Here is a 16,202-nt window from a genome sequence, read left to right as displayed (position 1 = left end):
AATTTATGTCAATCATTGGTTTAAAGGAGTTATTAAATATGCGTGACATCCGCTACGCAATCCTTTATACTGATCTGCAAAATATTACAGATGTTAAGGAGGTAAGAGAAATGACTGCATCTTCCACATATTCCTTTATAATGAACTGAAAAATTTTACAGATATTAAGGAGGTAAGAGAGATGGGCACATCTGATAATGATAAGAAAGATCTACGTATTCGAAGCCATGTGATTAGTGAAGGGGCAAATCGGGTCCCCAATCGGGCGATGCTCCGGGCAACCGGATTTACGGACGAAGATTTTAAGAAGCCGATGATTGGTGTTGCGAGCACTTGGTCAGAAGTGACACCATGTAACATGCATATACGCGAATTGGCAGAGGAAGCGAAACGAGGTGCGGTTGAAGCAGGAGGCGCACCGATGATCTTTAACACAATTACCGTTTCAGATGGAATTTCTATGGGACATGAGGGAATGCACTACTCCTTACCTAGCCGGGAAGTGATTGCTGATTCCATTGAGACAGTGATCGGTGCGGAAAGGCTCGATGCCTATGTCGCAATTGGTGGCTGCGACAAAAATATGCCTGGTTGTATGATAGCTATTGGGCGAACGGATGTACCCGCGGTTTTTGTCTACGGTGGGACGATCCGACCGGGGAATTTAGATGGAAAAGATATTGATATTGTCAATGCTTTTGAAGGGGTAGGTAAGTACAACAAAGGTGCCTTGGATCGTGAAGGGTTACATGATATCGAGTGTCATGCTTGTCCTGGAGCAGGGTCCTGTGGGGGAATGTATACAGCAAATACCATGTCTTCAGCGATTGAAGCACTAGGGATGAGTCTGCCGGGAAGCTCTTCCAATCCCGCAGAAACAAAGGATAAATTAGAGGATTGTCGGGCGGCAGGAGCTGCTGCTGTCGAATTACTGCGTAAAGAAATTTATCCGCGGGATATTATGACCAAAGAAGCTTTTGAGAATGCGATTACCGTTGTGATGGCTCTAGGAGGCTCCTCCAATGCTATCCTCCATTTATTGGCTATGGCCCACTCGATTGATGTCGAATTGACAATGGATGACTTTGAGCAGATTCGGCAACGAGTTCCCCATATTGCAGATCTGAAGCCTTCGGGTCGATTTGTGATGCAGGATTTGTATGAAGCTGGCGGAGTGCCTGCAGTGATGAAGGTTCTTCTAGAACAAGGATTACTTCACGGGGACTGTATTACCGTGACAGGGAAAACATTGGCAGAAAACCTTGCTGAGGCAGAACCGCTTCGGGAAGGGCAAGAAGTGATTCGTTCCTTTGATGAGCCTTTCCGGGAGACTGGACCCTTGGTAGTCTTGGAAGGAAATTTGGCACCTGAAGGGGCAGTAGCCAAGGTGTCGGGCTTAAAAGTGAGTCAATTGACTGGACCAGCCCGGGTCTTTGATTCAGAGGAGGCGGCGACAGAGGCGATCTTGTCCGATCAGATCCGTGAAGGAGATGTAGTGATCATCCGTTATGAAGGTCCCAAGGGTGGACCTGGTATGCCAGAGATGCTTTCCGTTACAGCGATACTAGTCGGTAAAGGCTTAGGGGAAAAGGTTGCCCTTTTAACCGATGGTCGTTTTTCAGGGGGGTCCCACGGGTTTGTCATCGGGCACATTGCCCCTGAGGCACAAGTGGGAGGACCAATCGCTCTAGTACACGATGGGGACATGGTAACCATCGATTCAGTTAAACGTGAACTATCGGTTGCTCTCTCTGAGGAAGAATTGGCTGCGCGTCGAGCTGATTGGAAAGAACGTCCACTTCCGGTTGCCCGTGGAGTCCTTAACAAATACAGCCGTCTCGTCTCTTCGGCGTCTCGAGGAGCTGTAACCGATTGATAAAAAAGTTTTTGTATGAACCGGTTGACAAAGGGTGAACGGCATGCCTATAATAGCACCTAAATAATTCAACTAGTTGCTTTTATGAAATGGTCTCTACGAGTTAAGTTGGGAGGGTATCTAGGGTTCCGCTCGCTAGATTAGCGAGGACTGCGACCGAGTGATACCAACACCGAATGGTGTACACCGTGAGGATAGAAGCCTCTGCGGAAGGTCCTACCTCGATTGAAGTTAGAGAGGTGTGGATTTTCTCCAGGGGTTTCTTATATGCTTTTTGAAGCAGAAAATATATAATATTCTATCAATTAAATCAATGCGATGAAGAGGCCATACCCTTTGGACTTCCAGATCACAGAGAGTCCCAGATTAGCTGAAACTGGGATATTGGATCCAAGGCATTACTCACCTCGGAGCTGCGCGTCGAAAGGGGAGTTCCCTGAGTAGAACGTGACCGGATGATCACCGTTACCCGATCAGGATGCTTCTTTACAAGGAGCACCCGCTAAGTCCGTTCGCCGTGAGGCGATGGTAATATTGGGTGGTACCGCGAACCCTTCGCCCCAATCAACTTATGACAGAAGTAGATTGTCTTTAGTTGATGGGCGAAGGGTTTTTATATAGCACAATGATTTTAGGAGGTTATTTGGATGGGCCAAACAGCAACGGTACTAGGCGGACATACGAAAAGTGCCGAGTCACCAGAAACCATGTATACTGGTTCGGAAATTTTACTTCGATGTTTGATAGAGGAGCAGGTTGAAATCTTGTTTGGCTATCCAGGGGGATCGGTGCTTCCTATCTATGATTCCTTGTACCAAGGAGAATTACGACACATGCTGGCTCGGCATGAACAGGGAGCTATTCATGCCGCAGATGGATATGCGAGAGCGACAGGGAACCCAGGGGTAGTGATTGCTACATCGGGTCCAGGTGCAACTAATCTTGTGACTGGGATTGCCACAGCAAAGATGGATTCGATCCCGATGGTTTGCATTACAGGGAATGTACCCCAACAATTGATGGGAACCGATGCCTTCCAGGAAGCAGACATTATGGGGATTACGATGCCGATCGTTAAACACAGTTACCTGGTTACGGATGTACGCGATCTTCCACGGATTGTGAAGGAAGCATTCCACATAGCGAGTACAGGACGACCGGGCCCTGTGTTGATCGATATCCCGAAGGATGTTGCCAATGCAAAGGACAAATTCCATTATCCTGAGGCGGTATCCATTCGAGGATATCAGCCTACATCGAACCCACACCCCTTGCAGTTGGCTCGGCTTAGAAAAGAGATAGCGGAAGCGAAAAAGCCAGTCATCCTCGCAGGTGGTGGTGTGGTGATATCAGGTGCTGAAAAAGAGCTCATGGAATTTGCTGAGCAGGCACAGATTCCGGTAATCACTACCTTAATGGGTCTGGGAGGCTTTCCAGGAAAGCATCCCCTGTGGCTGGGGATGCCAGGGATGCATGGCACCTATGCTGCGAACCATGCGTTGCTAGAAACAGATCTACTCATTGGGATCGGTGCTCGTTTTGATGATCGAGTAACGATGGGCCGCCCCGATATATTTGCAACGAAGGCAAAAATCGTGCATATCGATATCGATCCAGCAGAGATAGGCAAAAACGTGGATACCTTTATTCCCATTGTGGGAGATGTAAAAAAGGTACTACAGGGGGCTGTAAATGACGATCTGCTGCGAAGTGACTGCGCTGACTGGATTGATAAAGTGCAGGGATGGTATAAATCATATCCCCTTCAATACCAGGATTCCGAAGAGATCTTGAAGCCCCAATGGGTTATCCGTCATCTATATGAGACAACGGGTGGGGATGCGATTGTTACGACGGATGTAGGGCAACATCAGATGTGGGTAGCCCAGTACTTCCAGTTTGCACAACCGCGTTCTCTTATTACATCGGGAGGACTTGGCACAATGGGCTTTGGTTTTCCGGCCGCACTCGGTGCACAACTGGGTAAACAAGAGCGAACAGTGATCAGTGTCATAGGTGATGGTGGATTCCAAATGACGAATCAGGAACTGGCTATCGCGTCTTCAGCCAATATTCCAGTAAAAGTCGTCATTATTAATAATCAAAACCTTGGGATGGTACGACAATGGCAAGAGGTTTTTTATAAGAAGCGATATTGCGACGTAGACCTCTCAGGAAGTCCCGATTTCGTAAAACTGACAGAAGCCTATGGCGTAAAAGCGTGGCGGGCGACAACGAAGGAAGAAGCCATTCACGCCTGGGCAGAAGCATTGGCCCATCCAGGACCAGCAATCGTCGATTTCTGGGTTGCGCCAGAAGAGAACGTCTTTCCGATGGTTGCTCCAGGGAAGGGGCTGGATGAAATGATCATGGGAGATGAAGAAGAGTGAGACATGTACTATCTGTATTAGTTAATGATCAACCTCGAGTACTCGCCCGAGTAACTACACTTCTCGGTCCTCGTAATTTCAATATCGAGAGCATTAGTGTAGGGGAATCCGAAGTAGAGGGCTTATCTCGTATGGTGATCGTCACCCATGGAGATGAATGGGCGATGGAACAAGTGCAAAAACAACTCTACAAATTAGTCGATGTAATCAAAGTAAATGATTTGTCCGATCACCCTGCAGTGGAGAGGGAACTTCTCTTGATTAAAGTGGGGGCTGGACCTACTACGCGCATGGAGATATCTGGTGTGGTGGAACCATTTCGGGCATCGGTAGTCGATGTAGGGCCTAACAGTATGATGGTGCAGGCAACTGGTGAGCGAGCCAAGCTCGATGTACTGATTGAATTGCTACGTCCTTACGGTATTAAGGAGATTGCTCGAACAGGAGTAACCGCACTCTCACGAAGTATGGCTCATGCTAGTGTATAAAACAGACTATTTAGGAGGATTTTATTCATGGCAAAGGTATATTACGCGAAGGACGCAGACAGCAAGAATCTAGCAGGAAAAACCGTGGCAATTATCGGTTATGGAAGCCAAGGTCATGCACAAGCACAAAATCTACGGGATAGCGGAGTCCAGGTAGTGGTTGGCCTTCGGAAGGGGAAATCCTGGGAGAAAGCAGAAAAGGATGGCTTCACGGTATTGGAAGTGGCTGAAGCCGTAAAACAGGCAGATTTGATTAACCTCTTGATGCCTGATGAAATCATGCCTCGTGTCTATAAGGAAGAAGTAGAACCTCATCTGAAGCCAGGTTCCGCGCTCTTTTTCTCCCATGGGTTTAACATCCATTTTGAGCAGATCCAGCCTCCAAGCAATGTGGATGTGGCATTAATTGCTCCAAAGGGGCCTGGTCATCTCGTACGACGAGTTTATGCTGAAGGTTTTGGAGTTCCTGCATTGATCGCTGTTCAACAAGATGCTAGTGGATCGGCAACGGAAGTAGGCCTAGCTTATGCAGAGGGAATTGGGGCGACCCGAGCAGGTGTGATTGAAACGACTTTTAAAGAAGAGACGGAGACGGACCTGTTTGGTGAACAAGCGGTACTCTGTGGTGGAGTGAGTTCCTTGGTGAAAAACAGTTATGAAACCTTGATCGAAGCAGGTTACCAACCGGAGATTGCCTACTTTGAGTGCTTCCATGAACTAAAATTGATCGTGGATCTGATGTATGAAGAAGGTCTTGCAGGAATGCGGTACTCGATTAGTAATACAGCGGAGTACGGCGATTATGTAAGTGGGAAGCGAGTCGTAGGCGATGCATCCCGGACGGCGATGAAAGAAGTCTTGCAGGAGATCCAAGATGGTAGCTTCGCTAAAAAATGGATTGCTGAAAATGAGAGTGGTGGTCATGAGTTTTTACGGATGCGTGAAGAGGAAAGCCAGCATTCGTTAGAGACAACAGGTGCTAAACTACGAGAAACCATGGCATGGATCAACCAAAAGAAAAGCGTAAAAGCCTGAACTGAATTAGAAGGGTAAAGCCTGAACTAAATCGGAAGGAATGCGCGGTATGAGCCGTGAGAGTGCGGTCACTCCTGGTTCGAGCAATCTCCTTAATACCGTAAGGGTGAGGCGGCAAATCCTGAAAAACAGACTGGCAAGGGCGTTTACAAAAACCTTCATTACTAAACTTTAGGAGGATTTTATTCATGGCAAAGGTATATTACGCGAAGGACGCAGACAGCAAGAATCTAGCAGGAAAAACCGTGGCAATTATCGGTTATGGAAGCCAAGGTCATGCACAAGCACAAAATCTACGAGATAGCGGAGTCCAGGTAGTGGTTGGCCTTCGGAAGGGGAAATCCTGGGAGAAAGCAGAAAAGGATGGCTTCACGGTATTGGAAGTGGCTGAAGCCGTAAAACAGGCAGATTTGATCAACCTCTTGATGCCTGATGAAATCATGCCTCGTGTCTACAAGGAAGAAGTAGAACCGCATCTGAAGCCAGGTTCCGCGCTCTTTTTCTCCCATGGGTTTAACATCCATTTTGAGCAGATCCAGCCTCCAAGCAATGTGGATGTGGCATTAATTGCTCCAAAGGGGCCTGGTCATCTCGTACGACGAGTTTATGCTGAAGGCTTTGGAGTTCCTGCATTGATCGCTGTTCAGCAAGATGCTAGTGGATCAGCAACGGAAATAGGCCTAGCTTATGCAGAGGGAATTGGGGCGACCCGAGCAGGTGTGATTGAAACGACTTTTAAAGAAGAGACGGAGACGGACCTGTTTGGTGAACAAGCGGTTCTCGCTGGTGGAGTGAGTTCCTTGGTGAAAAACGGTTATGAAACCTTGATCGAAGCAGGTTACCAACCGGAGATTGCCTACTTTGAGTGCTTCCATGAACTAAAATTGATCGTGGATCTGATGTATGAAGAAGGTCTTGCAGGAATGCGGTACTCGATTAGTAATACAGCGGAGTACGGCGATTATGTAAGTGGGAAGCGAGTCGTAGGCGATGCATCCCGGACGGCAATGAAAGAAGTATTGCAGGAGATCCAAGATGGTAGCTTCGCTAAAAAATGGATTGCTGAAAATGAGAGTGGTGGTCATGAGTTTTTACGGATGCGTGAAGAGGAAAGCCAGCATTCGTTAGAGACGACAGGTGCTAAACTACGAGAAACCATGGCATGGATCAACCAAAAGAACAGCGTAAAAGCCTGAACTGAATTAGAAGGAGGATGCGGTATGGGCCGAAATGTCCAATTTTTTGATACGACATTACGAGACGGCGAGCAGTCCCCAGGAGTAAACCTAAATGTAGAAGAGAAGGTGGCGATCGCCCTTCAGCTTGAAAAATTGGGCATCCATGTGATTGAAGCAGGATTTGCCGCCTCCTCCCCTGGAGATCGTGAGGCAGTTCGGAAAGTAGGAGAGGCGGTACAGAATCCGACTGTAGTCAGCCTTGCCCGAGCAGTTCGTAGTGATATTGATGCGGCCTGGGAGGCCTTGAAGACAGCAGTAAACCCTGGCGTCCATGTGTTCATAGCGACTTCCCCTATTCATAGGGAGTATAAGTTAAACATGACGAAGGAGGAAGTTCTAAATCAGGCAGAAGATGCTGTCCGGTATGCGAAACTGTTTTTCTCCCATGTGGAATTTTCAGCAGAGGATGGTGGGCGTACTGAGCTGGATTTTCTCTGTGAGGTAGTCAAGCGAGCGATTGACGCGGGAGCGGATGTGATCAACATTCCGGATACTGTCGGTTATCTTTCACCCCAGGAATATGGCAATATATTTCGGTATATAAAGACCCATGTTCCAGGGATTGAAAAGGTAAAGTTGTCAGCCCACTGCCACGATGATTTGGGCATGGCGACGGCCAATAGCTTGGCGGCAATTGAAGCAGGTGCCGAACAAGTGGAAGGAACGATCAACGGGATTGGTGAGCGAGCCGGAAATGTTGCCCTAGAGGAAGTTGCGATGGCTTTGTACACTCGAGCTTCTTATTATGGAATGGAGACGGATCTTCAATTGTCTGAAATTGCTCGCACAAGTCGATTGATTTCCAAAATGACGGGGATGTTTGTTCCTGGGAATAAAGCTGTCGTAGGAACCAATGCCTTCGCCCATGAGTCAGGGATTCATCAAGATGGCATGCTAAAAAATGCTGCAACCTATGAGATCATGAATCCAGAAACAGTGGGTCAATCGAATACCTTGTTGGTACTGGGTAAACACTCTGGACGTCATGCTTTCCGCGATAAATTATCACAATTCGGCTATGCTTTTAATGACGAACAGATCAATCAGCTATTCCACCGATTTAAGGAGTTGACGGATCGGAAAAAGGTGATCGAAGATGAGGATCTGGTTTCCCTCATCGAAGAGCGAATTGGAGAAGAGGAAGAAGAAGTGTTTACCTTTGAGACCGTACAAGTGGCTTATGGGAGTCAATCCGTTCCGACTGCTTCCCTACGTCTCATGGATAACCGAATGGGGCTGAAGGTGGAGGAAGCAGCATGTGGAAATGGGTCCGTGGACGCGATCTTTAAGGCAGTTGATCGCATCACCAATGAATCCTGGAATCTTGCAGATTATAAAATTGTATCGGTTACCCATGGCACGGACTCCTTGGGTGAGGTGTATGTGAAACTGCATGATGATGATTCTGATATAACGGTACAGGGACGAGGCGTCTCCACGGATATATTGGAGGCAAGTGCCCGGGCCTATATCCATGGAATTAATCGATTACTTTCAATGCGGAACCGGCAGAAGAAACAAAAGGAGATTGCACCCGCAGTAGGTGAATGAGAAGAGCGAAAGGAGTGGCAATCATGGCAGCCCCGAAGCGAATAGCTTTTCTACCTGGGGATGGAATTGGTCCAGAGATCACGGATGAAGGTGCCAAAGTGATGAAAGCCACCGGAGAACGGTTCGGCTACACCTTTCAAATCGACTTTGGCTGGATCGGAGGTTCAGCGATTGATCGATTGAAAAATCCATTACCCGAAGAGACGCTTACCCTGTGTAAACAAGCCGATGCAGTATTGCTTGGAGCGGTGGGTGGACCTAGCTGGGATCGCAATCCCCCAGAATTGCGCCCAGAAAAAGCGCTTCTCGGACTGCGAAAGGAACTCGATCTCTTTGCCAATCTTCGGCCTACTACTCTCTTTCCTGGTTTAGAAGAGAGTTCCACCTTGAAAGCAGAAGTATTGCAAGGGGTGGATTTTCTGGTTGTCAGGGAATTGACAGGGGGGATCTACTTTGGTGAGAAATTTACTGAGGAAACCCCTGCTGGTGAACGGGCGACAGATACACTGGTATACACTGAGGTTGAGGTGGAGCGCATTGTTCGTCGTGCCTTTGAGATTGCTCAGGTACGACGGGGGAAGGTTACCTCGGTTGATAAAGCCAATGTCCTTGAAAGCTCACGCCTGTGGCGCAAGGTTGCGGAACGAGTAGCGAAGGAATATCCCGATGTGGAGCTGGATCATCTTTTAGTTGATAATTGTGCGATGCAGATGATTCGTCGACCCGCGGACTTTGATGTTATCGTCACAGAAAATATGTTTGGGGATATTCTTAGTGATGAAGCGGCTATTCTTACAGGATCCATCGGGCTACTACCTTCTGCTAGCCTAGGTGAAGGGCATCGCGGCCTATATGAGCCTGTTCATGGTTCCGCTCCCGATATCGCGGGACAAGGAGTAGCCAATCCCATCGCTACCATCCTCTCCGTCGCCCTCATGTTCCGCTACTCTTTCCATGATGATGCGGCGGCAAAGGCCATCGAGGGAGCCGTTAACGATGTCATCGCCTCTGGAGCACGGACGATGGATATGGCGTCTACGGAAAGTTTGGCGCTATCTACCGAGGAGGTAGGGGACAAAGTAGTTGAAGCTCTTAAGAAATATCAGCCAGATCCTACTATTCCCGTAGAAGCAATGATGTCAAATGACTCTATAAAAATGTAAATGATATAAAACTGTGGATAGCCTGGTTTAAAATGATGCATAGGCTGATCTGCAGTTTTTTATTATTAAGAAAAAAGGGGTTTATGAACGGTTAATTGACGGAATAATATGACCAATAAACCCGAGTTATCGGATGTAAAAACAAGTAGAAAGGAAGATGTTCTGTGGCGATTAATGAAGGGTGGCTTGCTCACCTCCACGCTCTCAATGCGCTCGAAGAATTGTATCACGAGTACTGGGATCTGGACTTAGCTGAAAAAGTGCGCCAGGAATTAGCGAGCAGCGTGGATCTACTCGGATCACATGTGGAGAAGGTGCCTTGTCCTTGTGGGGATACAAGTGAAGATGTGACCTTTTATCGCTCACTCTTAGGGCATGCGGAGGCTGCCGTCGTAGAGAGGAATCTTTTCCCTTTGCCGTTAGTTCAGGAAGCCCTTGCTCATCATTTTTCCACTATGTCAGAGAACCACCGTTGTATCCGGCGTCTTTTAGGGTGGGAGCACGACTGGGTAAAGGGGATGGAGAAAGGGTGATTCTCAATAGGAGTATATCGAGATCATCACAAGTGATCTCCTTCTAAACACAGGTTCATTGAAACAAATTCTCTTTTCAATCCTTTTGAAAGCGTTTTTAATGTAGATTGGATCTAGTATAATGGACGAAGAATCCTACAACCAATCTGAAAGGCGGGAAAGCGCTATGATGAACGTGCCACTATTGATCTCCCCTATGTTGGAGCGTGCTGAGCGCGTGTTTCCGAAGAAGGAGATTGTCTCATGTACTCCTTCGGGATTGCATCGTGAGACCTATGCTGAGATGGGTGTTCGTGCACGACGGCTCTCCAACGCATTGCAAAAGCTCGGAATCAATAACGGGGACCGGGTCGGCACATTGGCCTGGAACCATTACCGCCATCTCGAAGCATATTTTGCGATTCCATCGATGGGAGCCGTTCTGCATACAATTAACCTGCGACTCTCCCCAGAACATCTAGCTTATGTGATCAACCATGCGGAAGATCGCATACTGCTTATTGATGATAACCTATTGCCACTTATTGAAGCCATCCGTGACGAGCTAACTACGGTGGAAGCCTTTATTATAATGACAGATCAGTCTGAATTGCCAGAGACCAATCTATCTCCGCTATACTCCTATGAAGAATTATTATCCCAAGGAAATCCTGAGTTTGTTTACCCTAAGGATCTCGACGAAAATTCTCCTGCGGGAATGTGTTATACCTCGGCGACAACGGGGATGCCTAAGGGTGTTCTTTATACCCAGCGTAGTATCTATCTCCACAGTATGATTTCGGGTTTAGCTGACACGGTCGGTCTATCCGAGGGGGACACTTGCCTATCTGTGGTGCCGATGTTCCATGTGAACGCATGGGGGCTTCCCTTTGCTGCTACTTGGTTTGGCGCTAAACAAGTGATGCCAGGGCCGATGATGAAAGCGGATGTGATCGCCAATCTGATCCAGTCTGAGAAGGTAACCGTGACAGGTGGTGTGCCTACCATCTGGATGTCTCTTCTAAAGGAATTGGAGACGAAGAGCTATGATCTCTCCAGTCTACGTATGTTGTTATTTGGCGGAGCATCTGCCCCACCTAGCATGATCCGTGCCTTTGAAGAGAAGCATGGAATTCCAGTGGTTCATGCCTATGGAATGACCGAAACTAGCCCCATTGTGACCGTCTCTCACTTAAAAAGCTATCAAAAGGATTTGCCGCTAGAGGAGAGATTAGCGATTAAGGCGAAGCAAGGGGTTGTCTCCCCTGGTTTGGAAGTACGTGCACTGGGCCCCGATGGTAAAGAGATTGCCTGGGATGGGGAAGAGATGGGTGAGTTGCTTATCCGCGGTCCATGGATTGCTGATGGGTACTATAAAGGGGATCGTTCAACTGATTCCTTCCGTGAAGGATGGTTTCATACAGGGGATGTTGTAACTATTGATACAGAGGGAACGATAAAGATTGCTGACCGCACCAAAGATCTGATTAAGAGTGGTGGAGAGTGGATCAGTTCAGTGGATCTTGAAAATGCGATCATGGCCCATGAAGGGGTATATGAAGCAGCTGTAGTCGCTATGCCCCATGAGAAGTGGCAGGAACGCCCAGTGGCTTGTGTGGTTCTAAAGGAAGGTTACCGGGAGGAGATCACAGCCGAAGTTATTCTTGAATTTCTGAGGCCTTCTGTGGCAAAATGGTGGCTACCTGATGAAGTCATCTTCATGGATGAACTACCTAAATCCTCAGTAGGGAAGTTTTTAAAACGGGCCTTACGGGAACAATTAAAAAGTCGGCTTTCTATGTAGAAAGCCTCTTCTACACTAGAAAAATTCAAGGATGCATTTCGATAGAGTTGTGTTCCAACCCGGAGGGATTGAATGATTCATACACTAGCTGTTACCTGTGACGAAGAAGCACTCCTTGATTTGGAGTTAGCTCAATTAAAAGAGGATCGGATTAAATGGTATTGGGTAGATTTTGCTACCCCGACGGAGGAAGAAGCGAATTTACTAGCAGATTTTTTTGAATTTCATCCATTAGCCATTGAAGATTGTCTTCATCGTCTCCAACGTCCAAAGATGGACTATTATAATGATCATGTCTTCCTCATAGTTCATGATATGAATACGGACACCTTGAAGCCGAAGGAGGTCAATTTGTTTGTTGGTGAGAACTTTATCGTCAGCTTCCATCTTCATCGTTCAGACGAGATAGAGGAGACCCGGCGTCGTGTCTTTAAGGCGCAGGACTTATCGAATCATGGTCCTACTGTGATCACCCATATGATTATGGATAAAATCGTGGATACTTTGTTCCCGGTGGTACATAAGATCGAAGATCGTTTAGATGAACTAGATAGTCGTCAAGAAGCTTCAACACCGAAGTTGATTGATGAAGTGTTTACTATTCGGAGTGATTTGATCCGGCTTCGCCATAGTGTGATGCCCATGAGAGATCTTTTGTATCGGATTATCAACTCCAAGCAATTTATGAGAACGGAAGAGCGTCGCTTTTATTTTAGTGATATCCATGACCACTTAGTAAAACTTGCTCACATGATCGAATCTAATCGGGAGATGACAGCAGATATTCGGGATAGTTATCTCTCCCTTAACTCTTTTCGTATGAATCGAATTATGAAGACGCTTACTATTATTACCGTGATTTTTATGCCGCTCACTTTCTTGGCGGGTGTTTACGGAATGAACTTTACGAACATGCCAGAGTTGCATACAAAAGAAGGTTATTTTATTGTCTTAGGAGTGATGATTCTAATTGCTTTGAGTTTGACAATGTGGTTTAAGAGTAAGGGTTGGTTTGATTAAGGTTCTTTTCCTATAATGATAAGAAAAGCAGGTGAACCGTGATGGTTCGCCTGCTTTTGTTTAGCCTCTGCTTGAATGGCATGTTGACTCTGAAGAACTCCTATTATTGCTACGCAACAGAGGAGTCCCGATCATTACTGAGCAAGCCAATAAACCAGCGGTTGCTAGGTAAACAGATCGAACTCCAAAGGAGTCTGCCACAACACCCGTGACAAATACCGCTAAACCAAATACACCGTACATTAAGGTTCCATGGGCAGCGAAGACTTTTGGAGTCGTTTCAGATGAGAGAGCCTGCTGAAAAAGGGTTCGTTGGGTGATATCGCGTAGTTGGTAGCAGGGTCCCATCAGGATACTAAGAACCAAAGATACGATAGGGACAGGTAACAGCGCGAATAAAAGGGTCAACACACTATTGCACACAGATCCGATGATCATTCCTAGAACCAATCGATGAGCGAACAGACGAGAAAGCGTCAGGATGAGCAAGCCGCCTAACACAGTACCTGTGTAGTAACTAGCATTAATCCATCCCCACCAAGTTTCTCCGCGGTGCAAGATTTCTTTTACGAATACAAGGATGATCGCACCGATCCATATCGTGCCCGACGCAGTCTCGATAACATCCATCAAAGTAATGCGACGGAGGGTAGGGTTGTTAAGAATAGTGGACCAACCTTCTTTCATAATGTGCCAGCGTGGAGGTCGTTTTTCAGGTCCATCATTTTTTGGCTCAGGATCTCGCACCGGCGTAAGGGCTAGGCAAGAAATAATAAAAAGCCCGACGGATATCCATAAGAGAGAACTACTTCCCAAGTAAGCAACAAGCAGTCCGCCGGTAGACCAGCCGAGGAGCATGATGGTTTGATCTGTGGTAGCGAGCCAACTGTTTCCACGGATGAGGGAATCAGTGGGTAGAAGTCTTGGTACCAAGGCATTCCGTGCAGGTGTTGTCCAGCCATCAAGAAAGGAGGTACCAAAGACTAGGGCTAACCCTGGAAGTGGGCTTTTCAACCAACTGATCATCGTGGCGAGGATGATGAGCAGAAAAGTCTGACCTGTTTGGGATGTGAGAAGGATGCGATGTAAAGGAAATCGATGCAGAAGTAGCGGAGCGATAAAACCGCTGGTCATCTGTGCTCCTACACGTAAAAGGGGAATGGATGCCGCCATTGTTGCAGAACCGCTCAAATTATATAGCAACGTGACGATTGCGATAATATAAAAGGAATCGGCAAGGTTGGCTACTCCTTGTCCTAACCATAGTGCACGGAAAGATAGTGGGAATCTATTCATAAGTAGGTAATCTCCATTTTTATTTAGAAGGTTTGTGGTCATGGAAAGTTATACTGCCCATGTGAGTGATTGATCTGAGAAGGCGTGTAGTGAAAATTGAATGGAGATCACACTGGATGATTCCTACCTTTCATACGAGATAAGCATATTTTAACACAATGTTTTGAGTCAACGGAGGTTTAACGGAATCAATTACAGGAAATATATATATCTTGCGAGTAAAAAATGTACGGGAGGGTTTAATTATGGCGAAGGTTTTGATTCTGACTGGGGATGCTGTTGAGGCATTGGAAGTGTTTTATCCCTATTATCGACTGCTAGAAGAGGGACATGAAGCAGTCATTGCTGCACCAACTAAGAAGAGACTACAAACAGTCGTGCACGATTTTGAGCCTCATATAGATACCTTTACAGAAAAACATGCTTATGGGCTAGATAGCCATATTTCCTTTGATGAGATTAATCCGACAGATTACGATGGGCTGATCATTCCTGGAGGGCGGGCACCCGAGCATATCCGAATGCATGGGAAGTTACCGGATATCGTACGCCATTTCTTTACGACAAATAAGCCTGTAGGTGCCATCTGCCATGCTACGTTAGTCTTTAATGTAGTACCCGATGTTCTAAAGGGTCGTTCCCTTACCGCCTTTTCTAACTGCCGTCCCGAAGTGGAAGCTACAGGTGCCCGGTATATAGAGGAGCCTTTACATACGGATGGCAACTTGGTTTCAGGTCATGCTTGGCCAGATTTGCCTGGGTTTATGAAAGAGTTTCTTCGTCTACTGTGATCAATGCATGATGATCATTGGACTCAACGCGCTCGCAAATTTGCGGGCGCTTTTTTGTGAAGTCCGGGCATCTATCCATACCAGAAAAGTACTTCGCACATACCCTATACCGAGCCGTTGTGTGGGAGGGGAGGAGGTGGGAAGTCGATGACTAAAGCACATACTAAGGGTGGAGGTAATTTTGGTGGCTTTGGAGGAGGATGGTTTTCAGGCATCTGGATCGCGCTTGCAGTAATCTTCATCCTCTTCATCTTCTTTGCAATCTTCTGGTGGTGGAGCTCCTGTGGTGGGCCTTACTATTAAACATTACTAGTGGGAGAACCCTCAACGGGGTAATTTCCTAGTAGGAAAGGAGGATCGGGATGTTGCGGCCGTGGTTAGCGAAGGGTCCCGAGGATTGGGTGGGAGAGATTTTTCTTCAGATGCAACGACTCTCTCAAGAGTTAGAGCAGAATCGGATACATGGAGATTTCTACCAGAAGGATGGGATGTTGATCGTTATGATCGAGATTCCCGGACTTCGGGAGCGGCACGAAATCGATGTCCGAGTCGAAGGGCAGATTCTAATCGTTCGTGGAACGACAGGGTCAACAGATTCAGTGGAGGAATCCGCCTTTGTCTATGAGATGCTTCTGCCGGGAAAGGTGGAAGTGTCGCGGATGGAAACCCATGCCGACCCCACTGATCGCATGTTGACGATCCGCCTTCCACTCATGTGAAATAATAGAAAGCGCCCGTAAAACCCCTGGCTTCAGCCTATGGGATATAAGGCGCGTCGAACGAGGGAGGGGGAGTTTTTTCCCTCTCGCAAGTTCGGCTATCCCCGTATATAATTAAGTATAGGGGAGGTGAGCTAATGCACAAAGCGTTTAAATTTCGTTTGTGTCCAACGAAGGAACAAACCAATCTCATCAATAAATCTATCGGTTGTAGTCGCTTCACTTTTAATCACTTTCTAGCCAGATGGAACGAATCCTATGACAGCACAGGAAAAGGTCTGACCTATGGAACCTGTTCTGCCCAACTGACTTCATTGAA

At 47.0% G+C, this 16,202-nt stretch carries 15 protein-coding genes; 14 read left to right on the top strand and 1 reads right to left on the bottom strand.

Annotated elements, in window-relative coordinates; genetic code table 11:
- The first annotated feature begins 181 nt into the window (after positions 1-181).
- The 10 genes from ilvD (at position 182) to corA (ending at position 13,077) form a co-directional block, all read left to right on the top strand.
- Positions 182-1,876 carry a dihydroxy-acid dehydratase gene (ilvD, locus tag BLV90_RS08935; protein ID WP_091739522.1) on the top strand — a complete coding sequence of 565 codons (1,695 nt, stop codon included), beginning with the start codon at positions 182-184 and terminating at the stop codon, positions 1,874-1,876.
- Positions 1,877-2,583: 707 nt separating this feature from the next.
- Entirely contained in the window at positions 2,584-4,266 is a 1,683-nt protein-coding gene (gene ilvB, locus BLV90_RS08930) for a biosynthetic-type acetolactate synthase large subunit (protein ID WP_245726309.1), read from the top strand.
- Complete coding sequence (ilvN, locus tag BLV90_RS08925; protein ID WP_091739517.1) at positions 4,263-4,754, top strand: acetolactate synthase small subunit; 492 nt, start codon at positions 4,263-4,265, stop codon at positions 4,752-4,754. The genes ilvB and ilvN overlap by 4 nt, the downstream gene beginning before the upstream one ends.
- Positions 4,755-4,781: 27 nt before the next feature.
- Positions 4,782-5,789, top strand: a complete 1,008-nt coding sequence (gene ilvC / locus BLV90_RS08920; protein WP_091739514.1) for a ketol-acid reductoisomerase — start codon at positions 4,782-4,784, stop codon at positions 5,787-5,789.
- Positions 5,790-5,977: 188 nt separating this feature from the next.
- Positions 5,978-6,985 carry a ketol-acid reductoisomerase gene (gene ilvC, locus BLV90_RS08915; protein WP_091739511.1) on the top strand — a complete coding sequence of 336 codons (1,008 nt, stop codon included), beginning with the start codon at positions 5,978-5,980 and terminating at the stop codon, positions 6,983-6,985.
- Positions 6,986-7,009: 24 nt separating this feature from the next.
- Positions 7,010-8,578, top strand: a complete 1,569-nt coding sequence (locus tag BLV90_RS08910) for a 2-isopropylmalate synthase (protein ID WP_091739508.1) — start codon at positions 7,010-7,012, stop codon at positions 8,576-8,578.
- Positions 8,579-8,601: 23 nt separating this feature from the next.
- Positions 8,602-9,741, top strand: coding sequence for a 3-isopropylmalate dehydrogenase (gene leuB, locus BLV90_RS08905; RefSeq protein WP_091739505.1), 1,140 nt, complete (start codon positions 8,602-8,604; stop codon positions 9,739-9,741).
- 164 nt (positions 9,742-9,905) lie between these two features.
- Positions 9,906-10,274 carry a hypothetical protein gene (locus BLV90_RS08900; protein WP_091739502.1) on the top strand — a complete coding sequence of 123 codons (369 nt, stop codon included), beginning with the start codon at positions 9,906-9,908 and terminating at the stop codon, positions 10,272-10,274.
- A 166-nt stretch (positions 10,275-10,440) separates the two neighbouring features.
- Positions 10,441-12,057: a long-chain fatty acid--CoA ligase gene (locus BLV90_RS08895; RefSeq protein WP_091739499.1), complete on the top strand. Its 1,617-nt coding sequence runs from the start codon at positions 10,441-10,443 to the stop codon at positions 12,055-12,057.
- Between the two features lie 72 nt (positions 12,058-12,129).
- A complete protein-coding gene (gene corA / locus BLV90_RS08890; RefSeq protein WP_091739497.1) occupies positions 12,130-13,077 on the top strand; it encodes a magnesium/cobalt transporter CorA in 948 nt (315 codons plus the stop codon).
- A 60-nt stretch (positions 13,078-13,137) separates the two neighbouring features.
- Here the strand turns inward: corA and BLV90_RS08885 are convergent, their stop codons facing one another.
- Positions 13,138-14,373: an MFS transporter gene (locus BLV90_RS08885; protein ID WP_177167970.1), complete on the bottom strand. Its 1,236-nt coding sequence runs from the start codon at positions 14,371-14,373 to the stop codon at positions 13,138-13,140.
- Positions 14,374-14,615: 242 nt separating this feature from the next.
- Here BLV90_RS08885 and BLV90_RS08880 point away from each other — a divergent pair, with 242 nt between their 5' ends.
- The 4 genes from BLV90_RS08880 to BLV90_RS08870 all read left to right on the top strand — a co-directional run.
- Positions 14,616-15,164 (top strand): DJ-1/PfpI family protein, encoded by a 549-nt coding sequence (locus BLV90_RS08880; protein ID WP_218142293.1) that lies wholly within the window; start codon positions 14,616-14,618, stop codon positions 15,162-15,164.
- A gap of 147 nt (positions 15,165-15,311) precedes the next feature.
- A complete protein-coding gene (locus BLV90_RS16230) occupies positions 15,312-15,467 on the top strand; it encodes a hypothetical protein (protein ID WP_177167969.1) in 156 nt (51 codons plus the stop codon).
- A gap of 59 nt (positions 15,468-15,526) precedes the next feature.
- Positions 15,527-15,883: an Hsp20/alpha crystallin family protein gene (locus BLV90_RS08875; protein ID WP_091739489.1), complete on the top strand. Its 357-nt coding sequence runs from the start codon at positions 15,527-15,529 to the stop codon at positions 15,881-15,883.
- 137 nt (positions 15,884-16,020) lie between these two features.
- Positions 16,021-16,202 (top strand): helix-turn-helix domain-containing protein (locus BLV90_RS08870; protein ID WP_177167880.1); only part of this gene is annotated, 182 nt, incomplete at its 3' end.

Origin of the sequence: Marininema mesophilum (assembly GCF_900106775.1) — a bacterium.
In the GTDB taxonomy this organism is placed as follows: domain Bacteria; phylum Bacillota; class Bacilli; order Thermoactinomycetales; family DSM-45169; genus Marininema; species Marininema mesophilum.
The sequence above is the reverse complement of the archived record's forward strand: the minus strand, read 5'-3'. Positions and strand labels throughout refer to the sequence as shown.